This window comes from Priestia sp. KCTC 13724, assembly GCF_056820425.1.
This window is the reverse complement of record NZ_JBXDLD010000077.1, coordinates 23,868-45,724: the sequence shown is the minus strand read 5'-3', so window position 1 is coordinate 45,724 and position 21,857 is coordinate 23,868. Positions and strand designations below refer to the sequence as shown.

The 21,857-nt window shown below is 36.3% G+C and carries 29 protein-coding genes, 1 pseudogene and 1 riboswitch; of the genes and pseudogenes, 15 read left to right on the top strand and 15 right to left on the bottom strand.

Annotated features, from left to right (window positions below; genetic code table 11):
- Positions 1 to 14 precede the first annotated feature (14 nt).
- The gene (locus AC1UFB_RS11655) at positions 15 to 761 is read right to left on the bottom strand and encodes a hypothetical protein (RefSeq protein ID WP_482589273.1); all 747 of its coding nucleotides are present in this window, start codon (positions 759 to 761) and stop codon (positions 15 to 17) included.
- Positions 762 to 899: 138 nt separating this feature from the next.
- Here AC1UFB_RS11655 and AC1UFB_RS11650 point away from each other — a divergent pair, with 138 nt between their 5' ends.
- Entirely contained in the window at positions 900 to 1,049 is a 150-nt protein-coding gene (locus AC1UFB_RS11650; RefSeq protein ID WP_326046560.1) for a hypothetical protein, read from the top strand.
- A gap of 100 nt (positions 1,050 to 1,149) precedes the next feature.
- Complete coding sequence (locus tag AC1UFB_RS11645) at positions 1,150 to 1,632, top strand: alpha/beta fold hydrolase (protein WP_226372984.1); 483 nt, start codon at positions 1,150 to 1,152, stop codon at positions 1,630 to 1,632.
- Between the two features lie 224 nt (positions 1,633 to 1,856).
- On the opposite strand, the gene AC1UFB_RS11640 is transcribed toward AC1UFB_RS11645, so the two are convergent.
- Positions 1,857 to 2,453, bottom strand: coding sequence for a DUF3885 domain-containing protein (locus AC1UFB_RS11640; RefSeq protein WP_025911418.1), 597 nt, complete (start codon positions 2,451 to 2,453; stop codon positions 1,857 to 1,859).
- Between the two features lie 288 nt (positions 2,454 to 2,741).
- On the opposite strand from AC1UFB_RS11640, the gene AC1UFB_RS11635 reads away from it, so the two are divergent.
- The gene (locus AC1UFB_RS11635) at positions 2,742 to 3,083 is read left to right on the top strand and encodes a hypothetical protein (RefSeq protein WP_225002392.1); all 342 of its coding nucleotides are present in this window, start codon (positions 2,742 to 2,744) and stop codon (positions 3,081 to 3,083) included.
- A gap of 12 nt (positions 3,084 to 3,095) precedes the next feature.
- Here the strand turns inward: AC1UFB_RS11635 and AC1UFB_RS11630 are convergent, their stop codons facing one another.
- The 6 genes from AC1UFB_RS11630 to AC1UFB_RS11605 all read right to left on the bottom strand — a co-directional run bounded on the left by AC1UFB_RS11630 (position 3,096) and on the right by AC1UFB_RS11605 (position 5,246).
- The gene (locus tag AC1UFB_RS11630; RefSeq protein WP_225002399.1) at positions 3,096 to 3,338 is read right to left on the bottom strand and encodes a Ger(x)C family spore germination C-terminal domain-containing protein; all 243 of its coding nucleotides are present in this window, start codon (positions 3,336 to 3,338) and stop codon (positions 3,096 to 3,098) included.
- A gap of 118 nt (positions 3,339 to 3,456) precedes the next feature.
- Positions 3,457 to 3,645: a Ger(x)C family spore germination protein gene (locus AC1UFB_RS11625; RefSeq protein ID WP_459558989.1), complete on the bottom strand. Its 189-nt coding sequence runs from the start codon at positions 3,643 to 3,645 to the stop codon at positions 3,457 to 3,459.
- Positions 3,629 to 3,904, bottom strand: coding sequence for a hypothetical protein (locus tag AC1UFB_RS11620; protein ID WP_328101931.1), 276 nt, complete (start codon positions 3,902 to 3,904; stop codon positions 3,629 to 3,631). Before AC1UFB_RS11620 ends, AC1UFB_RS11625 begins: the two co-directional genes overlap by 17 nt.
- A 136-nt stretch (positions 3,905 to 4,040) precedes the next feature.
- On the bottom strand, positions 4,041 to 4,439 hold the full coding sequence (locus tag AC1UFB_RS11615; RefSeq protein ID WP_482589269.1) for a spore germination protein: 399 nt from the start codon (positions 4,437 to 4,439) through the stop codon (positions 4,041 to 4,043).
- Positions 4,342 to 4,896: a spore germination protein gene (locus AC1UFB_RS11610; RefSeq protein ID WP_482589268.1), complete on the bottom strand. Its 555-nt coding sequence runs from the start codon at positions 4,894 to 4,896 to the stop codon at positions 4,342 to 4,344. The genes AC1UFB_RS11615 and AC1UFB_RS11610 overlap by 98 nt, the downstream gene beginning before the upstream one ends.
- Before the next feature lie 2 nt (positions 4,897 to 4,898).
- Entirely contained in the window at positions 4,899 to 5,246 is a 348-nt protein-coding gene (locus AC1UFB_RS11605) for a spore germination protein (RefSeq protein WP_235859267.1), read from the bottom strand.
- Between the two features lie 134 nt (positions 5,247 to 5,380).
- On the opposite strand from AC1UFB_RS11605, the gene AC1UFB_RS11600 reads away from it, so the two are divergent.
- Together AC1UFB_RS11600 and AC1UFB_RS11595 are read left to right on the top strand one after the other, a co-directional pair.
- Positions 5,381 to 5,782 carry a secondary thiamine-phosphate synthase enzyme YjbQ gene (locus AC1UFB_RS11600; protein ID WP_061786667.1) on the top strand — a complete coding sequence of 134 codons (402 nt, stop codon included), beginning with the start codon at positions 5,381 to 5,383 and terminating at the stop codon, positions 5,780 to 5,782.
- A 323-nt stretch (positions 5,783 to 6,105) separates the two neighbouring features.
- Positions 6,106 to 6,231, top strand: a complete 126-nt coding sequence (locus AC1UFB_RS11595; RefSeq protein WP_257788896.1) for a hypothetical protein — start codon at positions 6,106 to 6,108, stop codon at positions 6,229 to 6,231.
- A 30-nt stretch (positions 6,232 to 6,261) separates the two neighbouring features.
- On the opposite strand, the gene AC1UFB_RS11590 is transcribed toward AC1UFB_RS11595, so the two are convergent.
- The gene (locus AC1UFB_RS11590) at positions 6,262 to 6,927 is read right to left on the bottom strand and encodes a C40 family peptidase (protein WP_061785273.1); all 666 of its coding nucleotides are present in this window, start codon (positions 6,925 to 6,927) and stop codon (positions 6,262 to 6,264) included.
- Positions 6,928 to 7,245: 318 nt separating this feature from the next.
- Here AC1UFB_RS11590 and pfkA point away from each other — a divergent pair, with 318 nt between their 5' ends.
- The 3 genes from pfkA (at position 7,246) to AC1UFB_RS11575 (ending at position 9,662) form a co-directional block, all read left to right on the top strand.
- Complete coding sequence (gene pfkA / locus AC1UFB_RS11585) at positions 7,246 to 8,205, top strand: 6-phosphofructokinase (RefSeq protein WP_025911412.1); 960 nt, start codon at positions 7,246 to 7,248, stop codon at positions 8,203 to 8,205.
- A gap of 314 nt (positions 8,206 to 8,519) precedes the next feature.
- Complete coding sequence (locus AC1UFB_RS11580; protein ID WP_025911410.1) at positions 8,520 to 8,918, top strand: universal stress protein; 399 nt, start codon at positions 8,520 to 8,522, stop codon at positions 8,916 to 8,918.
- A gap of 12 nt (positions 8,919 to 8,930) precedes the next feature.
- Positions 8,931 to 9,662 carry an NAD-dependent protein deacylase gene (locus AC1UFB_RS11575; RefSeq protein ID WP_328100627.1) on the top strand — a complete coding sequence of 244 codons (732 nt, stop codon included), beginning with the start codon at positions 8,931 to 8,933 and terminating at the stop codon, positions 9,660 to 9,662.
- Positions 9,663 to 9,691: 29 nt separating this feature from the next.
- Here the strand turns inward: AC1UFB_RS11575 and AC1UFB_RS11570 are convergent, their stop codons facing one another.
- Positions 9,692 to 9,934 (bottom strand): hypothetical protein, encoded by a 243-nt coding sequence (locus tag AC1UFB_RS11570; RefSeq protein ID WP_025911407.1) that lies wholly within the window; start codon positions 9,932 to 9,934, stop codon positions 9,692 to 9,694.
- 239 nt (positions 9,935 to 10,173) lie between these two features.
- Positions 10,174 to 10,274: riboswitch (SAM riboswitch) on the top strand.
- Between the two features lie 80 nt (positions 10,275 to 10,354).
- On the opposite strand from AC1UFB_RS11570, the gene AC1UFB_RS11565 reads away from it, so the two are divergent.
- The 4 genes from AC1UFB_RS11565 to safA all read left to right on the top strand — a co-directional run bounded on the left by AC1UFB_RS11565 (position 10,355) and on the right by safA (position 14,655).
- Positions 10,355 to 11,482 (top strand): 5-methyltetrahydropteroyltriglutamate--homocysteine S-methyltransferase, encoded by a 1,128-nt coding sequence (locus tag AC1UFB_RS11565; protein WP_025911406.1) that lies wholly within the window; start codon positions 10,355 to 10,357, stop codon positions 11,480 to 11,482.
- Between the two features lie 848 nt (positions 11,483 to 12,330).
- On the top strand, positions 12,331 to 13,677 hold the full coding sequence (locus tag AC1UFB_RS11560) for a hemolysin family protein (RefSeq protein ID WP_326046471.1): 1,347 nt from the start codon (positions 12,331 to 12,333) through the stop codon (positions 13,675 to 13,677).
- Between the two features lie 112 nt (positions 13,678 to 13,789).
- Positions 13,790 to 13,948 carry a hypothetical protein gene (locus AC1UFB_RS11555; RefSeq protein ID WP_482589262.1) on the top strand — a complete coding sequence of 53 codons (159 nt, stop codon included), beginning with the start codon at positions 13,790 to 13,792 and terminating at the stop codon, positions 13,946 to 13,948.
- Positions 13,949 to 14,028: 80 nt separating this feature from the next.
- Positions 14,029 to 14,655 (top strand): SafA/ExsA family spore coat assembly protein, encoded by a 627-nt coding sequence (gene safA / locus AC1UFB_RS11550; protein ID WP_482589261.1) that lies wholly within the window; start codon positions 14,029 to 14,031, stop codon positions 14,653 to 14,655.
- Between the two features lie 335 nt (positions 14,656 to 14,990).
- Here the strand turns inward: safA and AC1UFB_RS11545 are convergent, their stop codons facing one another.
- The 4 genes from AC1UFB_RS11545 to AC1UFB_RS11530 form a co-directional block, all read right to left on the bottom strand.
- Positions 14,991 to 16,097 (bottom strand): mechanosensitive ion channel family protein, encoded by a 1,107-nt coding sequence (locus tag AC1UFB_RS11545; RefSeq protein WP_025911397.1) that lies wholly within the window; start codon positions 16,095 to 16,097, stop codon positions 14,991 to 14,993.
- A 169-nt stretch (positions 16,098 to 16,266) separates the two neighbouring features.
- Positions 16,267 to 16,665, bottom strand: coding sequence for a DUF421 domain-containing protein (locus AC1UFB_RS11540; RefSeq protein WP_482589277.1), 399 nt, complete (start codon positions 16,663 to 16,665; stop codon positions 16,267 to 16,269).
- Positions 16,665 to 16,985 carry a DUF421 domain-containing protein gene (locus AC1UFB_RS11535; protein WP_326046656.1) on the bottom strand — a complete coding sequence of 107 codons (321 nt, stop codon included), beginning with the start codon at positions 16,983 to 16,985 and terminating at the stop codon, positions 16,665 to 16,667. The genes AC1UFB_RS11540 and AC1UFB_RS11535 overlap by 1 nt, the downstream gene beginning before the upstream one ends.
- 96 nt (positions 16,986 to 17,081) lie before the next feature.
- Complete coding sequence (locus tag AC1UFB_RS11530) at positions 17,082 to 17,702, bottom strand: LysE family translocator (protein WP_061785269.1); 621 nt, start codon at positions 17,700 to 17,702, stop codon at positions 17,082 to 17,084.
- Between the two features lie 217 nt (positions 17,703 to 17,919).
- Here AC1UFB_RS11530 and AC1UFB_RS11525 point away from each other — a divergent pair, with 217 nt between their 5' ends.
- Positions 17,920 to 18,771: a VOC family protein gene (locus AC1UFB_RS11525; RefSeq protein WP_482589257.1), complete on the top strand. Its 852-nt coding sequence runs from the start codon at positions 17,920 to 17,922 to the stop codon at positions 18,769 to 18,771.
- 29 nt (positions 18,772 to 18,800) lie between these two features.
- Here the strand turns inward: AC1UFB_RS11525 and AC1UFB_RS11520 are convergent.
- Positions 18,801 to 19,261 (bottom strand): annotated as a pseudogene (locus AC1UFB_RS11520) (TSUP family transporter).
- 156 nt (positions 19,262 to 19,417) lie between these two features.
- Between AC1UFB_RS11520 and AC1UFB_RS11515 the strand changes: the two are divergent.
- Together AC1UFB_RS11515 and AC1UFB_RS11510 are read left to right on the top strand one after the other, a co-directional pair.
- Positions 19,418 to 20,383: an NAD(P)H-dependent flavin oxidoreductase gene (locus AC1UFB_RS11515; protein ID WP_482589255.1), complete on the top strand. Its 966-nt coding sequence runs from the start codon at positions 19,418 to 19,420 to the stop codon at positions 20,381 to 20,383.
- A 118-nt stretch (positions 20,384 to 20,501) separates the two neighbouring features.
- Complete coding sequence (locus tag AC1UFB_RS11510) at positions 20,502 to 21,788, top strand: ATP-binding protein (protein WP_482589253.1); 1,287 nt, start codon at positions 20,502 to 20,504, stop codon at positions 21,786 to 21,788.
- Positions 21,789 to 21,857 lie beyond the last annotated feature (69 nt).

Sequence of the window (21,857 nt, the reverse complement as noted above, 5' to 3'; positions counted from 1 at the left end):
ACTTTTTTGAAAAACTACGTCACATTCCAAGGGATAAGTCTGTCTAATTTTGGATAATCAACACTCGTGTTCTCAATGGTGTTAACATAGGCATCATAGGCGCTAAAACCATATATAGAAGGAAGAAATAAAAGCCATTCTATATTTAAAACGCTTGTTGAACTTGGGATGTCTCCTAAAAATAGAAAATGAATCGCAGGAAGAAATTGTGATTGATAAAAAAATACGACTACCCAAATTAAAGAGAAGAAACCTATGATAATTCGGTGAATATAAAGCTGACCAGATCCCGGCATGAGTATGGACCACATGACGGCTACTAGGGGGCTTCGTTTATCAAGGTAGTTGACTTCTAAAGCGCCCATTTTAAAGATATCAAAAGGTTCATTTTGATGTTCAGCCAGCACGTACACTTTGTTTATGTCGATGGTTGTGCGATAGCTATCCCAAACGGCAAATAGATAAACAGGGATATATAAAAGCGCCCATCGAGTATCCAATATGCTTCTGGCTTCTTCTAGCCTACCAGTAAAAGAATATACCATTGCAACATTAATGTTGGCATGAATATTTGTATAAACCTCCCAAATGAATAAGAGCAGCCCTGTAATGTTTTTAGATAACAAAAGATGACCGAAGCCAGGAAAAGCCGCCGACCACCAAGCAATGATATACGGATTTCGAAGGTGGAGCTGAGTTATGCCAAACAAGCTAACATAGGCTTTATGTCGCTTGTGCGTTTGGTAAGTAATATGCTTCATACAGAATTCCTTTGCTGGTTAATTTGTTTTATTGTTCCGTAGAACCATTATTTTCATTCATAAAGATGCATTTTTGCTACAAGATAATGTAAAGTATGTGCATGTTCCATTCGATAGTATAAAGAAAAGAGGAATTTTATGTTTAAGCGATTACTTAAAGTACTAGCGGTAGGAGTTTTGGTTTTATTTGCTGTCGTGGTAGCATTCTCTGTCATTTGGATACAGTTTGATTACAAGCCTTCTCAAGAAGTTGAAAATTTAGGTGTCCCAAAGCAAGCGATACAATGAGATGGTTACCTGTTTTTTCAGCCAGATGATAATACTGATATAAAAGGTGGCTCTATTATTTACCAAGGTGCAAAAGTAGAAGCAATGGCATACGGTTATTATGCAACAGGAAATCGCAAAGCAAGGATATCTAGTAGGGATAGTAGATGCGCCTTTTAATGTTAGTTTCTTCTCAAGTAACAAGGCAGAAGAAATCATGAAGGAACACCCTACTATTAATAATTGGTTTATCGGAGGACACTCTTTAGGAGGAGTTGTAGCGAGTTCTTATGCGTACAATCACCAAAGTAAGGTAAAGGGACTCATTTTATTGGCTGCCTATCTAATGAACAAAAATGACTTTTCAAACACAAATTATCCAATTTTATCATTAACAGGTGACAAAGATGGTTTATCAACGCCTAATAAGATTTCTGAAACGAAGCATTTATTATCAAAAAATACAAAAATAGTAAAGTTAAAAGGAGCAAATAATGCCCAATTTGGTCTATATGGTGAACAAATTGGGGACAATAAAGCGACTATTTCTCCTGAAGAACAACAAAAGCAAATGGTTCAACGGCTTAATGAGCAAATAAAATAAAGAGACTGAGACATAAGTAGTTCAGTCCTTACTATACTTGAACGATTGAGAGTTCATAACTTTTAATCGTTCAGGTTTTTTGTTAATTGTGAAAACAATGTTGGAAACAGGGTGGAATGGACCGTAGCGCAATGGAACGAACGTGTTGAGACAAACCAAAGAGATGAGAACAGCTAGTGTTCGTCTTTTAGAAGCAATCATTTTGTTATGTCCCAAACTCTTTGTTAGCTTATTGGCGAATGTTCAGTAGCATCCATATCTAAAATCCATTCGTTAAACTTTTCTTGTAGTAAACCAAGCGAACGTTGATTATTAGATACGACATCCAACGCTCGATCATCATAGAGATGAAAAATTGTTCCTTTGCTTACGTTGATAATGTAACATTCCTCTTCAATCGCAGGTTGGATATGTAAATCGCGATTCGCAATAGATTGTAGTAGTTGCTTTTGCTTTAAGTCAGTTGGCCTGCAGGCAATTGCATACTCATTTTTAGTTGATAATAGCTGTACGCTTGTCTTTCTTAAGCGAGAGCGAATGAATTTTTTCATTAATATATCAGTGCGCTTTAGAAAGGATAGTTCAGCTTTTGAAGATGGCGAACGAAATACAACGATGAGCTCATCGTTTTCATCATGAAGTGCTTTAAAAATTTGGTATGTGCGTTTATAAACATTTTTCATATACCCTTGTTCCCACACGCGCTTTTGGTTTGTTAGCTTGAATCGGATGCCTATTGGTGCATTGTAAAAAAGCGGTTTTCTCATTTGGATATCAGGAAATAAGTGAGATAAATATGATTGTAAAGTAAGATTGTTCATACGCAACACCCTATCTATTCGTAAAGTTTTTACCTTTTATTGACTCAAGTGTAGCATGAAGTCGATTGAAAATGTGAAGTGCAAACCTGATTTAACGGAAAGGTAATACAACTGTTATATTTCCATTCAAATTCTTATAAAAGAAAGGTGTTTTTTACAAATTTGTCGTATTAGTAACGTACATATCTCTATGTCAATCACTCTGAATAAAAATGACATAGCAGAACGTTTTTGCTCACGCAGAATTTCACTTGATAATAGAGCTAACCATATGAAAAGTAGGTGAGGATGATAAAAAAACAGATTTTGCTAGTCGTAGGCGTTACGTGTTTATTATTTGTGCTAATTTTTTATAAGACTATTTTTCAAGAAGGAAATCCGATACCCTTAGCAGTGGGGATGGCAAAAATGAAAACAGGAAATGAAAAGGTAGTTCAAGTTTCAGATAAACCAGAGAAGTATTTAATTCACTCCGATGATTACCTATCGTTTATTAAAGAAATGGATAAAAAAGGTGATACGTTTCAATACCAGGAAGATGAATTATTTTATTTTGATCGAGAAGAAAAGCGAGCTTCTTTTGAACGAAAATCATACACCAATCGCTACATGATTATGGAACTAAAGTAAGACAGCGACTAATTAGCCGCTGTCTGTTTTTGCTCCAAAATCTTCAATTGTAACGTCAACATGATAATCAATAGTAGAGTTTGAAAAAATAGTATCCCATTCTTTTCGATGTTTCTTCCAAAATGCAGGGTGGTTGATTCGTACATACTCTCTAAATTCAGGTGCATCTGCTTCATAATCAGATTGGAGCTTGTTAAGTATTTTGTTTGTATCTGATTGGATAATGTTCTCTACATTTTTTTCAATATGGTTAATAAAAGAAGGAGATAGCTTTTGGTCAGTAGCATCCCAATCTTCAGATAACCGTCCTGATGTCTTTTTCTAATTTTGAAACACGTTGTACTAAAAAGCTTTGGTCCGTTTTTAACTTAGCTCATATTTCTCCCAATGATAAGGTGGGAAGAATTTTATTGGTCCGATACCTATTTTCAACTAAATCATAAATGACATTGACCGGTGGAGTATCCATTCCTTTAATCGTTAAAATAGCCTTTGCTTGGCTATTCGTAACAAAAACAAGGCAGCTTCTGCGAATTTCATTATCCCTAGCAAGCTGATCCATTAGAGAGTCTAACTTTGAAGGTCTTCCCAGCTGTTTCACCAAATACTAAAATACGCTGATGCTGACTGAATAAAGGGTCTTGCTTCAATGCAATGTTCTTTGTAATTTCATGTACTGTGGGTCCTTTTGTTACAATGTTTTTATACGGTGAAGATGAGGAAGAAGATACCCCACCACGGTCTGGAGATATAAGAGTTTGATGAGTGAGCATAAGGTTATGCTGAGACGTCTTTTCTTTCACCGTGTCTAAGGAATCCATGCCAATGCCAATGACGAGTAAGAGTTGTTCAATGTTTCGGTGTCGAGATCAACCCGCTAATATGATTATCATCATGATGACAGCTAAATATTTATTTATATTCTCCTCACTCGTTTCTTAATTAGCATAGTTGATCCTAAAAAAATGGAACTGCAAGAAATATAATTAAAAAAACCCAGCTTAAAAGGTCAGCAAAAGCAATAACGTCTCCAGCCGTTTTAGGGAGGAGTGACCCTACTACAATAACAACCCCTCCTACTAATCCAACAGTCTGCCCAACAGGTGTTGGGAGGCGAAGTCCGGCTTCTCTTAACAATTCGATGGTCACTTCCAGTACCATCGCTTCAATAAAAGGTGAAAATGGTGGGTCTTCTCGCGTGGCTGCAATGGTAATGGCAAGCTCAGCGGGAAGCAGGCCTTGATGAAAAGAAACAAGGCTAATATAAATGGGTGAGAAAAAAGAGCGTAATGAAAATTGAAATATAGCGAAGAAGGCGTAAGAGAGAACCTGCCAACCATCTTTCGTAATAGTCATCGGGCGATTTCATAATCATGTCAATTGTTGTTGGTACTAATAGAGCAAAAGGTGAACCGTCTACAAAAATTGCAACTCTGCCTTCATTAATAGCAGCTAAGACGCGGTCAGGTCTTTCTGTATTTTGGACCTGTGGAAAAGGAGAATAAGAAGCTTCTTCGAGAAATTCTTCAATCATTCCAGAACCTTGAACATTATTAAGATTAATGTTTTGAAGTTTTTGGCGAACTTGATTAACGATATGAGGTTGACATTGCTTTTTATGAAAAACAATTGATGTTCGATGAAGCCGTTCTTCTCCAATGAAAACATCTTCGACTGTTAAGTTTGCATCACTTGCTCTTTGCCTTAATATGCCGATATTTTCTTCTAAGTTTTCAATTAACGCAACCTTTGGACCACGCACAACTTTTTCGGTCGTTGGTTCACTCCACGTACGCTGTTTAGCTATTGTCATATTTAAAGAAAAAGCCGTTGTACGATTATGAATAAATAATAAAGGTTCTCCTTTAAAAAAGCAGTGAGAGCTTGCTTGTACGTATAAACTTCACTGCTTTCAACAGTTGAGATAAAGGAATCCCAACGATCTAGCGTGTTGGCTGGTGATGAGGTTTTTGTTTGAATCATTTTTTCTGTTAATTGATTCAGCTTTTCGCTGTCTACAAGCCCTTGTAGATAAAGAATATAAACAAAATCAGTAGATGAAATCCATAGCTTTTTTGAAGCTATGTCACTGCTACCACCTGCTAATTCTAGAAATGTCTTAACAACGTACTCTGTATCTCGTTGAAACGTTGAATTGAGCAAGTCTTCATCACCTTTACATTATTAGTAATATATTGAGTTCAGTAGTAAAAAACAGTACGATAAAAAAGAATATATATTAGTCTTTACGAGTTCAATAGGTGTTATGCTAACTAATCGAAAAAGGACGTGAAAACATGCTACATTCATTTAAACTTCAAACGAGTAATCGCGATGAGATGATTGATTTGACAAGTCAAGTGGAAACAGAAATTAAAAAGCATCAAGTGAAAAGCGGAGTAGTCACCGTATATTGTCCACATACGACCGCTGGTATTACAATTAATGAAAATGCAGATCCAGATGTAAAACGTGACATGATTAGAAGATTTGACGAGGTATATCCTTGGATTGATGAAAAAGATCAGCATTTTGAAGGGAATACAGCTGCCCATCTAAAGGCAAGTACAGTTGGTTCTTCGCAACAACTTATTATTGAGAATGGAAATTTATTATTAGGAACGTGGCAAGGGGTTTATTTTTGTGAATTTGATGGCCCTAGAAACCGTACATGGTATATTAAAATTCAAGCAGATTAAAAGAAGAGGCTGGGATATAAGTAATTCAGCCAATGATAAACCTGAACGATTGAGAGTTCCTCATCTTTAATCGTCCAGGTTTTTTTGTTGATTGTGAAAACAATGTTGGAAACAGGGCGGAAAGCGAGTGGCCGTAGCGCAATGGAACGAACGTGTTCTGACAACGTAAAGAGGTGAGAAAAGGGAGTGTTCCTCTTTTTGAAAATTTGTTTTGTTATGTTCAACCCTCTTCTTTTAGCATGTCTTCTTTTTTTGATTTTTTGTTATAAAACAAAAGATAGATAATATATATGTTATATAACAGAAAAAGGGAGAAATCTTGTGTGGAGCAAATTACAATTAAACAAGAAACAGAACAAGAACAAAATGAAAAGACAAACTTTACGTGGGTAGATGAATATCCAACAGTATTAGATATTATTAATGAATACTATAGTTTTTGCCGTTAAAAAAGCCAACGCAAGTTGGCTTTTTGTTATTTAACGAATTCTTTTTGCACCAATATAACGCTTGCTCCAATAGCTATCTTTTAATGAAGCAACTGAAACACCTTTTGAAGATGAGCTATGTAAAAATTGATTGTTTCCCATGTAGATACCGGCATGGGAAGCGCCTTTTTGGTATGTTTGGAAAAATACAATGTCCCCAGGCTGTAAGCTTGTAACTCGTGTCCCTTTTTTATAAATCTCTGCTACAGTTCGAGGTAAAGTAATGCCAGCGCCCTGCTTGAATGTATAACCAATAAAGCCACTGCAATCAAATCCTCTAGGAGTTGTTCCACCCCAGCGATATGGTACCCCTACATACTGCTTTCCTTTATTAATAACTTTTGAAGCATTAAATGTAGAAGTCTGTGAAGAAGTTTTTACTCCAAGCTTTGCATATGTGCTTTTTCCAACAACTCCATCGGCAGACAATCCATTTTTACGCTGAAATGATTTAACTGCATTTGATGTAGCTGGTCCAAAATAAGTTGTTGTATTGCCAGTGAAATAACCTTTTTTCTTTAAAAGCTGCTGTAATTGCTGAACATCCTGATTTCTCATTCCTTGCTTTAATGTTTGATCACCTAGCGCAGCTTGGCTGACTAAAGGGCTAGCAAATAAAAAGCTAGCGAGGGTAAAAACCGCCACAAATTTCTTCATAATGGGCCTCCATCAATTTTTCGTCAATTTTCGTAAAATAATCATAACACCTTTCGACAGATGGAAACGTTACATTTTCATTACAAAATATGAAAAAAATGAAAATTAGAGTGAGCAGAATGATGTGTTTTGATTTTGAGAAATAGAAAAAAATTGAATATTTAGCTGTTAATAACTAAAACATATGAAAATGTAAGGACATTTAAAAATAATAATAGAAATCTGTTGTGAATTACTACACAAATACTTTGTAGTCATGTAGAATGTAAAAATAGAATACAGTGTCAATTGATTTGACTTTTGATGAGGTGAAAAGTAATGAAAAGAATAGGTGTATTAACAAGCGGCGGTGATTCTCCAGGAATGAATCCTGCGGTTCGTGCTGTTGTGCGTAAAGCGATTCATGAAGGAATGGAAGTTTACGGTATTTATCAAGGATATCAAGGGTTAATTGAAGGGAATATTCGAAAGCTTGAAGTTGGTGATGTTGGTGATATCATTCAACGCGGTGGAACAATGTTATATTCTGCAAGATGTCCAGAGTTTAAAACAGAAGAGGGACGCCGTAAAGGTATTGAAAACCTAAAGAAGCATGGTATTGAAGGTTTGGTTGTAATCGGTGGAGATGGATCTTATATGGGAGCTGTTAAGCTAACTGAGCTTGGTTTTCCATGTGTAGGTATTCCAGGAACAATCGATAATGACATTCCAGGAACAGACTTTACTCTAGGTTTCGATACAGCTTTACATACTGTTATCGATGCAATTGATAAAATTCGCGATACGGCTACTTCACATGAACGTTCTTTTATTATTGAAGTAATGGGACGTAATGCTGGAGATATTGCTCTATGGTCAGGGCTAGCTGGAGGAGCTGAAACAATCTTAATTCCTGAAGCGAAAGATGAGTTCCAAGAGATGGTAGATCGTTTAAAGAAAGGCCAAGAGCGTGGTAAGAAACATAGTATTATCGTTGTTGCTGAAGGTGTAGCTACAGGAAACGAAGTAGCAAAACAGCTTGAAGAAGCTGCTGGAATTGAAACTCGCGTTACGGTTCTAGGGCACATTCAGCGTGGTGGATCACCAACAGCACAAGATCGCGTGTTAGGAAGTCGTTTTGGTGGCCGCGCCGTTGAGTTATTAATGGAAGGTAAAGGCGGGCGTGCAATCGGTATCCGTAAAAATGAAATTGTTGATTATAATATTATGGAAATCCTAGGTGAACCTCATCATATTGATGAGCGTATGTATCAACTATCAAAAGAATTATCAATCTAAACGATATAAAGGCGAGACTTCTTATAGAGGAGTTTCGTCTTTTTTTAGTTTCAAACCAGTACCTTCACAATGCTTACACTTTTTTGTGTAGAATATGCCAGGAATAATCATTACTTTCCCAAGCCCTTTGCAAAAGGTACATATCAGCTCAAACCCCATAATGCCATCATTCCTTTTATTTAGTATAGCATTTCTGTTTATTAGTATAACACAAAAGCGTAAATATTTTTAGAAAATTTAATTTTTATATCGCTTTCTTCAATGGAATAAAAAATAGTAGAGCTGTTATAATTGATAGAAAAGGAGTGAAGGACATGTTTAAGCGAATTTTATTAGCTTCAGATGGGTCTGAACACGCTGCTAGAGCAGCTGAAAAAGCGGTTGCTTTAGCAAGATTAACTGATCGAAGCTTTGTTCAAGTGATATATGCAGTAGAAGGAGATAGTAGGTTAAACACGCTTGGAAAAGATGAAGCAAGAGAAAAGCGTATCCAAACAACACAAGAAGTTTTAGAGAAATCTGATATAGAGTATGAAATTACGTTTATTCATGGAGATGCTGCTAAAACAATTATTCAATTTGCTAACAACAATCGCTTTGATGTTGTAGTAGTTGGAAGCCGAGGCTTAAATCCAGTAAAAGAAATGTTTTTGGGGAGCGTGAGCCATAAAATTGCTCAACATGTGAAGATACCCGTATTGATTGTAAAGTAGGAGAGAGCGCCAATGAATATGCAAGTTGAAGAGTTAAAGAAACGAATTGGAGAGGCAAGTCGGATTTGTGTCTTTACGGGAGCTGGAATAAGTACAGAGTCGGGCATACCTGATTTTCGCTCGCAAAACGGATTGTATCGAAAAAACCTAGAATTTTCAGATGTGATTTCCACTTCTTTTTATCAGAACAATCCGGTACTTTTTTGGGAGCTATTTAAAGAGATTTTTCGTGTGAAGCTGCTTGATGAATATGAACCTAACTTAGGTCATTACTTTATAGCAGAATTAGAAGAAGAAAAGACCGTGCATGTGATTACACAAAATATTGACGGCTTGCATCAGAAAGCAGGAAGCACGAATGTATATGAAATTCACGGAACAATTAAGCGAGCACATTGTCAAAAATGTGGAAGTGAGTTTGGGTTAAATTTTCTAACCAAAGTTGAATTACCGAGCTGTACGTCGTGTGAAGAGGCACTAAAGCCCAATGTAGTTTTATTTGGAGATTCAATTCACTGGTTTGAAGAAGCTGTAGAGGCAGCTTTACAAAGTGATTTATTTATTGTCATGGGTTCATCTTTGCAGGTAACACCCATTAATCAAATTCCTTTATTAGTTAGAAAACATGGTCAGGTACCAATGGTCATTATTAATAAAGAGCCAACTTACTATGATTATGTGTTTGATAATCAAATACACCTCCCAATCGGTGAAGTTGTAACGGCTTTAAAGAGTGGGAAGTGAAAAAGCACGCTACGGGCAGCGTGCTTTTTTTAAACTTCAAAATAGATAGCGAAGCAGAACACAGAAATGACCAGAAAAAACGCTGAATGCAACTTGCTTTCTTTAAACGTCAAAACAGCTTCAATAAATAAAAATAAACTTAGCATTAATTGAATGTATGGTAAATAAGCAATATAGTTGGTAGAATCACTGTTCTGAAAAGCGATTATTCCGTATACCACAGCTCCGATTAAAAAGGCATATTTTAATAGTTGTAATCCTTTAACTAACATCTTTGTGAGGTTCCTCCTTATTTAAAACCTAGGTCACATGATTATAACATATATTATATAGATGTAGACAACTAAAGTGACGCGATATGTTTGACCACGGTCTATCTTTCATGAACTCAAAAGGATATGAACCACTTCTGAATACTGAATAAAAAATTTTTTATTTCTGATTTTTCAAATTCCTTGTTGACAGACTAAGAAAGTAGGTGTAATATTTTCCCTAGTTAATTAATTGAATATTCTTATCTCGAGAGGCGGAGGGACTGGCCCTGTGAAGCCTCGGCAACAGACTGTTAAAGTACTGTGCCAATTCCAGTAGCAATTTGCTTGAAGATAGGAGAAGAACCAATAACGACTATTAACCTCTTCTTATCTTTAAGAAGAGGTTTTTTATTTTGAACAGAAAGAGGGAATAGAACCATGACAAAGACATTAGTGAAAGCTCCATTTAAAGCTGATCATGTAGGGAGCTTTTTAAGAACAACTCCTCTCAAAGAAGCAAGAGAAGCCTATACAAATGGTCAGATCAGTAAAACGACTTTAAAATCTGTAGAGGACCAGGAGATTGAAAAGCTTGTCCAAAAACAAATCGAAGTGGGACTTAAATCTATCACTGACGGAGAATTTAGACGTGCATGGTGGCACTTAGATTTCTTATCAGGTCTAGATGGTGTAGAAGAGTTTGAAACGGAGTATATTAGTCAATTTAAAGGTGCCAAAACAAAAAATAAAGCAATCAAGGTAGTTGGTAAAGTAGATTTCAACCATCATTATATGCTGGAACATTTTACATTTTTAAAAGAAGCTGTTGAACAATATGGTGATGGAAGCCAAGTTGCTAAGTTTGCTATTCCAAGTCCCAACATGTTATTCACTCGAATTCAAGAGGATACTTACTACAATGGGGATAGAGAACAGTTTTATCATGACACGGTAGTTGCTTATCAAAAAGCAATTCAAGCTTTTTATGATGCAGGCTGCCGCTACTTACAGTTAGATGATACTTCATGGATTGATTTTGTTTCTGAAGAACGTATAGATGCAGTTGTTGAGAAGCTGGGTATGGATGTAAAAGATATTATTGATACGAGAGTCAACTGCTTAAACGATGCGATTTCTAAAAAGCCGGAGGATATGGTCATTACGATGCACATTTGTCGTGGAAACTTTAGATCTACGTATATTACCAGTGGTGGCTACGATACTATTTCAGACGCAATTTTTGCTAACTTGCATGTAGATGGGCTTTTCCTTGAATATGATGATAATCGTTCAGGAGATTTTGAGCCATTAAAAAGTTTTACACGTAACAACCAAACAGTTGTATTAGGACTAGTAACATCTAAATTTCCTACATTAGAAGATGCAGAGGTCATTAAACAAAGAGTTAAAGAAGCGAGTGCATCTATTCCTCTAGAAAACTTGTCACTGAGTCCACAATGCGGGTTTGCAAGTACGGAAGAAGGAAACGAACTAACAGAAGAAGAGCAATGGAATAAAATTAGTCACGTCATTAAAATTGCTCAAGATATTTGGGGCGCTAACTGAAGAATAAGAGTTGTTTCTTAATTTTACATAAGAATCCAATTAGATCTTTCTTTTCGTTGTAGTAAAATTGGAAAAAGCTGCGTTTATAAATGATGCAGCTTTTTTTGTGTATTGATAGCGTAACTGCAAATTATCTACAGGTAACATAATATTTATTGGGTAAGATAGCGAACTGTCACGCTAAAGAAACGAAAGATTCTTGATAGATGTATTTATCTTGCAGAATGCTTAAGTTTCAGAGTTGACTCGCAATTGCCTTAAAGGTATTGTATACACACCAAATGTCGAATAGTTTATTTCTTCATATAATAAAAATAATCAGTGATAAGTAGTTTAAGGAACTCATACTGTAATAATAAGTGAAAATTCTGTCATTATCGAAATGTAAAAGCTGAATATGTGAAAGGAATGTTCTTATTGGGAATCAGGAGTAGACTAGGGTTGTTTTTGTTAGGCATTTGTTTAAACGCAATTGCATTCGTTAGTCTTATCATGGAATTGAGTTTAGTTCCCATTCACGCAAGAAACGCAGGTGATTACCTAACAGTATTTTTAAGTGAGATGCCTATTTTTCTCTTTTTGATAGGCGTGATATGTGTTATTGTAAGCTTTTATATGCCTGTGAAAAGTAAAAAATAGAAGTGTCTTTTATAAAAGGTGTAAAGTATTTATACTTAAGATTCGTGTTAGAACACTGGCTAAAAGGTTTGACGACACAGTTTTTTACATTTAAAATAAAAAGAAATAACTATTTAGCAATAAAAAATGTTTTAAACTTTTAATCACTTAGGAGGTGACTCCTTACTCGTACTATTACGAGCTAAGGAACTTGATTGGACATATTTAACTTGATTTTATTAGCGGTACTGATTGCATTAACTGCCTTTTTCGTTGCTACAGAATTTGCAATTATTCGAATTCGTAGCTCTAGAATCGATCAATTAGTGGTGGAAGGGAGCAAAAATGCAAAAGCTGCGAAGCAAGTTATTACCAACCTAGATGAATATTTATCCGCTTGCCAGCTGGGAATTACAATTACAGCATTAGGCCTTGGGTGGTTAGGTGAGCCTACTGTAGCTCATATGCTTGAACCACTTTTTGAGCAACTTGGTATTGAAGGAGGGTTATCTACCATCATTTCAGTTGCTATCGCGTTTGCTGTCGTTACGTTTCTACATGTGGTAGTTGGAGAGCTAGCTCCTAAAACGTTTGCTATTCAAAAAGCTGAAGCGGTGACTCTATTATTTGTAAAGCCGCTAATATTCTTTTATAAAATCATGTATCCTTTCATCTGGGTACTTAATGGCTCAGCTCGCTTGCTAACAGGTTTATTTGGACTAAAATTAGCATCAGAGCATGAATTAGCACATAGTCAAGAAGAGCTTCGCATCTTATTATCAGAAAGCTATAAAAGCGGTGAAATTAATCAATCAGAATTTAAATATGTCAGTAAAATCTTTGACTTTGATGACCGAGTGGCAAAAGAGATTATGGTACCACGAACAGAAGTGGTCTCAATTGATCAAGAAGATACGATTGAATATATTTTAGATATGGCAAAAGAAGAGCGATTCACTCGCTATCCTATTATTGATGGCGATAAAGACCATATTGTTGGTTTGCTAAACATGAAGGAAATCTTAACTGAGCTTGTTATGAAAGATGTGCAGTCAATTCATTTAAAAGATTATATTCGTCCAATTATTCAAGTGGTTGAAACGGTCTCTATTCACGATCTACTGCTAAAAATGCAGCGTGAACGCATTCAAATGGCGATTTTAGTTGATGAATATGGTGGTACAGCTGGTATTGTAACAATTGAAGATATTTTAGAAGAAATCGTTGGTGAAATTCGTGATGAATTTGATACGGATGAAAAGCCTCTCATTCAAAAGGTGAAAGAGTATCATTACATTGTGGATGGTAAAGTGCTTGTAAGTCAAATTAATGAGCTGCTTGGCATTCAAATTGATGATACAGAAATCGATACGATCGGTGGCTGGGTATTAACAGAAAAATATGATGTAAAGCAACAGGATATTATTGCGTTTGAACAGTATGATTTTAAAGTGAAGGCAATGGAAAATCATCATATTCAATACGTGGAAGTCATCAAGCGACGTCAGGTAACCGAAGTTGTTTCAGAACCAATGCCAATCCCTGAAGTCGATCCTTCACAGGCGCTATCTTCATAAAGAGGCTGGGACATAAGTAATTCAGCCAATGATAAACCTGACCGATTGAGAGTTTCTCACTTTTAATCGTTCAGGTTTTTTGGTTGATTGTGAAAACAATGTTGGAGACAGGGTGGAATGGAGCGTAGGACACTCGACTCCTGCGGGAAAGAGAGGGAAAACGGAGATCCCGCAGCGCAGCGAGGAAGCGTTCAGACAAACCAAAAAGATTGGAACAGCTATTGTTCGTCTCTTAGAAGCAATCATTTTGTTATGTCCCAAACTTTTTTAGTATAAACTATTCTCTAAAATTAGTAGTATAGGTGATTATTACCGCTATTAATCTGTCAAAAAATTTGCTTTAATATGATTATGAAAACTTTATTAAAATTCTCATCAATTACAATGTTGTCTGTCACTCTTGTTTTTGGATTAGATCATACTGCTCAAGCATCTACAGTACATACTGTTCAATCAGGAGATACTATGTGGAAAATTGCAGTGAAATACCAGGTAGGTGTTCAAGAAATTATTGATGCAAACCCAAGTATTTCGAACCACAATGTAATCTATCCTGGTCAAAAAATCAATGTGCCAAGCGTAAATACTACGGTTCAATCATTTGAAGAGCAGGTTGTAAAACTTGTGAACGAAGAGCGCGCAAAAGTAGGGGTAAAACCGTTGAAATCTAATTGGGAAGTAGCGCGAGTAGCTCGCTATAAATCTCAAGATATGATTGATAAAAACTACTTTAGCCATACTTCTCCTACATACGGAAGTCCTTTTACTATGCTGAAAAACTTTGGTATTTCCTATAAAACAGCAGGTGAAAACATTGCTGCTGGACCAGCGACACCAGAAGCCGTTGTGAAGTCATGGATGAACAGCGAAGGGCACAGAAAAAATATTTTATCCAGTAGCTTTACAGAAATTGGAGTAGGTTATGTTAAAGGCGGAAGCTACGGACATTATTGGACACAAATGTTTATCTCAAAATAAAATAGAAAGGAGAAAGAGGCTGGGACATAAGTAATTCAGCCAATGATAAACCTGAACGATTGAGAGTTTCTCACTTTTAATCGTTCAGGTTTTTTGGTTGATTGTGAAAACAATGTTGGAAACAGGGTGGAATGGAGCGTAGGACACTCGACTCCTGCGGGAAAGAGAGGGAAAACGGAGATCCCGCAGCGCAGCGAGGAAGCTCAGGTTCCTCCCCGCGGAAAGCGAGTGGCCGTAGCGCAATGGAACGAACGTGTTCAGACAAACCAAAAAGATTGGAACAGCTATTGTTCGTCTCTTGGAAGCAATCATTTTGTTATGTCCCAAACTCTTTTTTATCCGCGAGATCTTTCTAATATATTTGTATCTTGTTTAATGATATCTTCAGATTGTTGCACTACAAGAGCACGAGTTGGAAAAGCAAAGTCAACTCCTTCTTCTTGTAAAATGTCCATAATTTTAAAGTTTATTTTTTCTTTTACCTCTAAATAGTCAGCATAAGCCGTTGTGTTAGAAAAGAAGTATAGCAGAACATCAAGGCTCGATTCGTTAAAGGTTTCAAAATTAACAATAATCGTTTCCTTATGAATATCTTCATCTTCCATCAGCATTTGCTTAATCCGCTCAACTGAGGTTTCCAGCTTTTCTTTAGGTGTATTATAATTCAATCCTAAATGAAATGATATTTGACGTTTCCCCATTTTAGCCCAGTTTACAATAGGCTCATTTGATAGGGTTGCATTGGGAACTGTTACAAGCGCTTGAGCAAACGTTCGCACCTTTGTGCTTCGAAATGTAATATCTTCAACCACGCCTTCAACGCTTGGTGTTTTAATCCAATCTCCAATTGTAAAAGGCTTTTCTGTAATAATAACAACTCCGCCAAAAAGGTTGCTAACCGTATCTTTAGCTGCAAGGGCAAAGGCTAGCCCTCCGAGTCCTAAGCCGGCTACGAATCCATTAACGTTGAAGCCCCATTCTTCACCAATAATGGAAGCAGATAAAACGACAACGATAATGCGAATAAATTTCTCAACAAATGGAATAACAATACGGTCTACTTGAACATCAAAATTTTTGGAGAAAGTTGAGAAAAAGAGAGCCGTTGAATCCGCTAGGTTGTAAAGTCCCCACCCTGCGAGAATAATAAAAGCAGAACGTATAATCTGGCTTTCACGCTCAGCCGTTAAAAGTTCAAACGGTAGATAAGGGAGCGCAAGCTGAATACCAATGATTACAAAAATCCACCTCATTGGCTTTTCAAATGCTTCTAAAATACTTGTGATAAGGTCAATTTTTTTATTCTTAACAAACCCGATAATAAATTTAAATAAATAAGTTGTAAACAGTTTACGCAGCACAAGGAAAATTAAAAAAATCCCAACTGCTAAACCAATATTTTTCCAACCATCAACAGATGATAGTGAGTCAACAAAGTCCATATAAACCTCCTAATACGCAAACAATCTTGTATCTACTAAAATAGCATAACTTCACGGTTAAAGCTATAAAAGTCCATGCTGTACATTTATTCAGAAATATTTTTAAATAAAGCTTATCATGAAGGACTTTACTATGTACTTATTTTAGTAAATAAAATAAGCAAATCTTTTAATGATGTAGCGGCGGGGCCGGATTTATTGGTGAATATAGTGATACATGTAGTTTACCCTCATCAGTCAGTGAAGCAAAGAAAATATCAGAGAGATTTTCAATATCTCGTGTTTTTAACTCGCTTAATAACCATTCTTTTGTCTGGTTGCAGTAAGTTAATACTTCCTCGTATATCTTTCCTTCAATAATTAAGGGATAAGCAAGATCTAATTGGTTATTTGCAATTTGCAAATCATCACGCGTCAAAAATTCTTTGGACGCTTTTTTTTGAACGGTTAATTGCCCGTTGGATTCAATAACAGCGATTTTAACAACACTGATATCAAAGACGTTACTTTGGCGAAGCATATATAAAATATTATCAATTGAGTATCGAATGCGCTTAAGATTCTCAATTAAAAATGCACCATCTTTAATGACAACAATTGGTTCAAATGTAATATTTTTCCAAATGAGCGCGAGTGAATCTTAAAGTAAGCAATAATTTTCTGGAAAATGGCAATCATAACAATTGCGATCGCTGTATGGATATGTTCAACTTTTGGGTCAGCAATATCTGCTCCTACAACAGCGCCAAGAGACATTAAAATAAGAAAGTCAAAGATGGGAAGCTCGCCGATTGAGCGTCTGCCCATAAACAGCGTCATAATAAGCACGAGAGGTAAAATAGTAACAATTCTAGTCAATAGAATGAGGGAATCTTTTAATAAATCCATTGTAAAACTCCTTACTTTCTTAGGCTTTTCACTTAGTATGTATAAAAAAAGAGTTAATATGAATGAAAAAAGAAGCTCTGTATAAACAGGCTTCCATTAGTGATCTGTAAATAATAATTTCAAACCTAAAATGCCAAATACTGTACCTTGTATATACTTTAGTGATAACTGCACGTGACGGTTGTTTTTTGCACGCTTTCCAAGGTAAGAAGCGAAAAGTACTACAAGAGAAAAGACAACTAACGTTTCTAAAATGAAAATCATGCCGAAAGAGAACATCTGTAGGCCTACATGACCTAATGATGGGTTCACAAACTGAGGTAGAAATGTAATGAAGAATATAGCTACCTTTGGATTAGACAGATTGGTAAAAAAACCTTTTTTGAAAAATTGCGCTGTATTCATCTGAGTGGAAGTTAAAGATAAAGGCTCAGTTTTAGAACGAAATGACTGAATAGCTAAAAATAAAAGATAAAGCACGCCAACAATTTTTAAAATATTAAATGCTAATACGGACTGCTGAAAAATAATAGATAGCCCTCCAGCTGCCAAGAGCGTATGAATGAAAGTACCGGTAATGGAACCTAGTACTGTTTTCATTCCTGCTTTAACACCTGAGGTTAAGCTTTGAGTCAAAACAAATAGCATGTCTTGACCGGGAATTAATACAATTGTTAATGAAACAACTATGTAAGATAAAATCCAAGATAATGTCATAGTCACCCCTCCTGACATTGATTAAATCATGTCTTTATGACGATTCTCAAGAGTCTGTGCTAATGAAGTAATAAAGTAGTTTATTACTAAAGTAAAGGAATAAAACGACTTGACGAATTTGTCTGATATAAATATAATTTACTTACATAAAGTAAGTTAATTATATAAAATAAATATTTGGGATTCCATTTTATATGAAAAAGAAGGAGAGAAAGAAATGTCATTTCATCAAAAGCCTCATACATTCGTTAGTCAGGTTGCGCTTCGTGTAAATAATATTTTAAAATCGCTGCGTTTCTATGAAGAAGTGCTAGGTTTTCAAGTTCTAACAAAATCCAGTATGAAAGCCGTATTAACAGCAGACGGAAAAACACCTCTCGTTACATTAGAGCAGCTTTCTAGTCCAGAACCAAAGCAGGAACGTAAAACCGGTCTTTATCATTTTGCCTTATTATTACCATCACGTGCAGCCTTAGGTGAGATTATTCGTCATTTAGTTAAAACAGGGTATCCAGTGCAGGGGGCTTCGGATCACTTAGTTAGTGAAGCGATATACTTAGCTGATCCTGATGGGAACGGAATTGAAATATATCGAGATCGATCTGATGCTAATTGGGAGTGGAATGATGATGAAGTTAAAATGGCTACGCTTCCCCTTGATGCTCAAGCTGTTTTAGCAGAAGCAACAAATGAAAAGTGGGAAGGGTTACCGGCTCATACAGTAATGGGGCATATTCATTTGCACGTCGCTGACTTAGAAGAAACGAGAGCGTTTTATGAAAAGTTAGGGTTTGATGTCGTTAGCAGTTTCCCTAACCAAGCATTGTTTATGTCTACAGGACGATATCATCACCATATTGGAGTGAATATTTGGAACGGAAGAGGCGCGAATGCACCGTCTGAAAAAAGTCCTGGAATGAAGTATTTTACAATTGAGTTTCCAGATGAAGAAAAGCGAGAGGTAGTGGTGGATCGTTTGAAACACATAGGCGCAGTAATTAGTAAAGAAGATCAAGCTATCTTTACAAAAGATCCTTCACAAAATCAAATAAAGCTAGTTGTTCAATAAACTAAAAAAGCGCATGGGAATGCGCTTTTTTATATAATAAGCAAAAAGCCTGAAAAAATAGGTAAAGCAACAAGAGATGTTTTTAACACGGGTGTTGGTACGCGTTTTGTAAACTTGGCACCGATATATGAACCTACCATTGTTCCTACAACTACCTCAAATAATAATTGAATATCTAAGAAGCCCTGTTGATAATAACCTGTTCCTCTGGTATAAAGCTTGAAAAGTGCGAGCCGAGCCATGCTCCTAAAGCCCCTACAATCCCAACAATAATGCCTGATTTAAGTGAAACGTTTCCTTCACGATAGTGGCTGATAGCAATTGAAAGAGAAGAGAAAATCATTGCTGCTAGAGCAGTGGCTAAAGCGATATGAACGGGAACATTAAAAAATAATGTTAAAAGAGAGATAATAGATCCAGAACCTCCTGCTCCTACAAAGCCTAGAATAAGCCCAACAGCTAGCATTGTTAAAATAATTGAAATATGCATTTGAAGTATGCCTTCTTTCCATGTTGATTTCCACTTTTATTCTAATATATATTTAGCTTCACGAAAGACATAGAAGAAAGGGAGAATATAGTAGAGGTACTAGGAACTTTTTGGCATAATGAAAGATAGGTTTGGTGTGAAAGGGGAGAACAATTAATGAAAACACGTGTTACGGAGTTACTAGGAATTCGCTATCCAATCGTTCAAGGCGGCCTTGCTTATCTAGCTTATAGTGAGCTAGCCGCAGCTGTATCAAACGCAGGTGGACTTGGACAAATTACGGCTATGACTTTAAAGACAAAAGAAAACCTTACCCGTGAAATTCATAAGGTTAAGGCGCTTACTTCTTTTCCTATTGGTGTTAACTTTGCTGTTGGAGGGCAAACCGGCACTTCTTATGAAGAACTTTTAGAAGTAGCAATTACTGAACAAGTACCGGTTGTTTCTATTACAGGAGCGAATCCAGCGCCAATTATTGAAAAGTTAAAGGGCACTAGTATTAAAACGTTGGTGCTTGTCTCTAACGTAAGGCAAGCACAAAAAGCAGAAGAGCTAGGTGCAGATGCGGTTATGGCTGTTGGTCAAGAAGCTGGTGGGCATATTGGAAGAGATGATTTAGGAACGATGGTACTGATTCCTAGAGTAGCTCAAGCAGTGTCCATTCCTGTATTAGCCAGTGGGGGAATAGGAAACGGCCAAGGTCTTTTAGCAGCATTTGCTCTCGGAGCAGAGGGAATTGAAATGGGAACAAGATTTATTGCTACAAAGGAATGTGTACACGCAGGCGAACGTTACAAACAAGCAATTGTTGAAGGGACCGAAAGAGACACGATTGTTATCAAGCGTTCTTTGGGTGCACCCGGGCGCGTATTAAAGTCAGATTATACGCTTTCTATTGTAGAACGTGAACATATGGGAGATCGGTACGAAGAATTACAAGACGTAATTAGTGGAAAAGCTAACTGCCGTTATATATACGAAAACAATGAAAAAGAAGGATTCGGCTGGGCCGGACAAGTTATTGGCTTAATTTCAACTATTCCAACTGTACAAGAACTTTTTAATCAAATGATAGAGGAATATGAAACCGCTCGCCATAGAGTGAATCAAATATCGCAATAATTCAACCAAATTTGTAACAAATTGTGAAAAAGCTATTTAAAAAAAGGTGAGAATGCAGTATTCTAACAAGTAGATAAGCAGAGCTAGTTGAAGAATATGTTGAAAGACCGGTGAATGAATGAGCTTTTTCACAAAAGATTTGTTAATTAACTTTTTATTTATATTATTACCATTATTTTTAGTTCAAATGTACTATTTATTAAAGTATGCAAAACAAATAGATTGGTTGAAAAATTGGACGATAGCAATATTTCCAATCCTTTCTATCTTGTTATGCATGCTTTTTCCTGTTGATGCCGTTATTGTCCCTGATAGATATAATATTGACCTTCGACGTATCCCATATATCTTAGGAACACTGTATGGGGGAGCGGGATTTGGAACCTTTCTTTTGGTATTGATTTTAACCATACGTTTTTTAATAGGCGGAGTAGGATTTTACGTTACGTTAATATCTTTACCAATTTTAAGTATCCCATTATTCATAATTGCGAAGAAATATTTAGCCATGTCTTTGCAACAAAGAATCATAGCAAGTACATTAATAAGTTTCGTAGGTGCACTTTTGGCTATGGGAGTCTCGATTTTTGTTTTTGATATTGCGCTGCCAACTTTTTTGTGGATTGAATTTGTTTGCTTAGATGTAATTGGTACGCTAGTTATTACGGTTCTATGGGAAGCTATTCGAACCAATCTATCAATTCTTAAACGATTGGTGAAAGCTGAAAAACTAGAAGTCGTCAGTCACCTAGCTGCAAGTATTTCACATGAAGTGCGCAATCCATTAACTGCTAGTCGAGGTTTTATGCAAATGCTAGGGGAAGATGAACAAAATCCCATAAAAAAGCGGTATTTATCAATTGCAATTGATGAACTTGATCGTGCGAAGGATATTATTGATGATTACTTACTCTTTGCAAATTCAGCCCCTGAGCGACCGGAACAAGTAGATGTAGGAGTAGAAATTCAACATGTTTTACAAATTATGAAACCACTTGCAAATATGAACGGTGTCGTTTTACCGCCTCCCTCTCTTTTGCATGGGCAAGCTAAGGTGTGTGGAGAACGAAAGAAGCTTCAGCAGTGTTTTATTAACTTAGTCAAAAATAGTATTGAAGCAATGCCTAATGGAGGGAAGCTCGAAGTAAAGCTGAAAAAAAGCGGAGAAACAGTTACGGTAGAGATTCATGATACGGGGTGTGGAATGACGAGTGAGCAGATTAGCCGGTTAGGCGAACCTTATTTTACAACCAAGGAAAAAGGAACGGGCCTAGGAACAATGGTTTCTTTCCGCATTATTCACTATATGCAGGGGAAGGTTCACGTGAAGAGTGAAAAAGGAAAAGGAACATGCTTTTCAATTGAGCTACCACTTTGTACAAAAACAGCACCTAAAATAGATTAATTTGATTTAGGTGTTTTTTTGTCTTGAAAAATCATTTTGAAAGCGTTACAATATTTTCATAAGTTATCC

What these genes read in the sequence shown, in the direction of transcription:
- AC1UFB_RS11655 (WP_482589273.1), bottom strand. Translation starts at nt 761, where the DNA reads ATGAAGCATATTACTTACCAAACGCACAAGCGACATAAAGCCTATGTT.
- AC1UFB_RS11650 (WP_326046560.1), top strand. Translation starts at nt 900, where the DNA reads ATGTTTAAGCGATTACTTAAAGTACTAGCGGTAGGAGTTTTGGTTTTA.
- AC1UFB_RS11645 (WP_226372984.1), top strand. Translation starts at nt 1,150, where the DNA reads ATGCAACAGGAAATCGCAAAGCAAGGATATCTAGTAGGGATAGTAGAT.
- AC1UFB_RS11640 (WP_025911418.1), bottom strand. Translation starts at nt 2,453, where the DNA reads ATGAACAATCTTACTTTACAATCATATTTATCTCACTTATTTCCTGAT.
- AC1UFB_RS11635 (WP_225002392.1), top strand. Translation starts at nt 2,742, where the DNA reads ATGATAAAAAAACAGATTTTGCTAGTCGTAGGCGTTACGTGTTTATTA.
- AC1UFB_RS11625 (WP_459558989.1), bottom strand. Translation starts at nt 3,645, where the DNA reads ATGGATCAGCTTGCTAGGGATAATGAAATTCGCAGAAGCTGCCTTGTT.
- AC1UFB_RS11620 (WP_328101931.1), bottom strand. Translation starts at nt 3,904, where the DNA reads ATGGATTCCTTAGACACGGTGAAAGAAAAGACGTCTCAGCATAACCTT.
- AC1UFB_RS11615 (WP_482589269.1), bottom strand. Translation starts at nt 4,439, where the DNA reads ATGACTATTACGAAAGATGGTTGGCAGGTTCTCTCTTACGCCTTCTTC.
- AC1UFB_RS11610 (WP_482589268.1), bottom strand. Translation starts at nt 4,896, where the DNA reads ATGACAATAGCTAAACAGCGTACGTGGAGTGAACCAACGACCGAAAAA.
- AC1UFB_RS11600 (WP_061786667.1), top strand. Translation starts at nt 5,381, where the DNA reads ATGCTACATTCATTTAAACTTCAAACGAGTAATCGCGATGAGATGATT.
- AC1UFB_RS11590 (WP_061785273.1), bottom strand. Translation starts at nt 6,927, where the DNA reads ATGAAGAAATTTGTGGCGGTTTTTACCCTCGCTAGCTTTTTATTTGCT.
- pfkA (WP_025911412.1), top strand. Translation starts at nt 7,246, where the DNA reads ATGAAAAGAATAGGTGTATTAACAAGCGGCGGTGATTCTCCAGGAATG.
- AC1UFB_RS11580 (WP_025911410.1), top strand. Translation starts at nt 8,520, where the DNA reads ATGTTTAAGCGAATTTTATTAGCTTCAGATGGGTCTGAACACGCTGCT.
- AC1UFB_RS11575 (WP_328100627.1), top strand. Translation starts at nt 8,931, where the DNA reads ATGAATATGCAAGTTGAAGAGTTAAAGAAACGAATTGGAGAGGCAAGT.
- AC1UFB_RS11570 (WP_025911407.1), bottom strand. Translation starts at nt 9,934, where the DNA reads ATGTTAGTTAAAGGATTACAACTATTAAAATATGCCTTTTTAATCGGA.
- AC1UFB_RS11565 (WP_025911406.1), top strand. Translation starts at nt 10,355, where the DNA reads ATGACAAAGACATTAGTGAAAGCTCCATTTAAAGCTGATCATGTAGGG.
- safA (WP_482589261.1), top strand. Translation starts at nt 14,029, where the DNA reads ATGAAAACTTTATTAAAATTCTCATCAATTACAATGTTGTCTGTCACT.
- AC1UFB_RS11545 (WP_025911397.1), bottom strand. Translation starts at nt 16,097, where the DNA reads ATGGACTTTGTTGACTCACTATCATCTGTTGATGGTTGGAAAAATATT.
- AC1UFB_RS11535 (WP_326046656.1), bottom strand. Translation starts at nt 16,985, where the DNA reads ATGGATTTATTAAAAGATTCCCTCATTCTATTGACTAGAATTGTTACT.
- AC1UFB_RS11530 (WP_061785269.1), bottom strand. Translation starts at nt 17,702, where the DNA reads ATGACATTATCTTGGATTTTATCTTACATAGTTGTTTCATTAACAATT.
- AC1UFB_RS11525 (WP_482589257.1), top strand. Translation starts at nt 17,920, where the DNA reads ATGTCATTTCATCAAAAGCCTCATACATTCGTTAGTCAGGTTGCGCTT.
- AC1UFB_RS11515 (WP_482589255.1), top strand. Translation starts at nt 19,418, where the DNA reads ATGAAAACACGTGTTACGGAGTTACTAGGAATTCGCTATCCAATCGTT.
- AC1UFB_RS11510 (WP_482589253.1), top strand. Translation starts at nt 20,502, where the DNA reads ATGAGCTTTTTCACAAAAGATTTGTTAATTAACTTTTTATTTATATTA.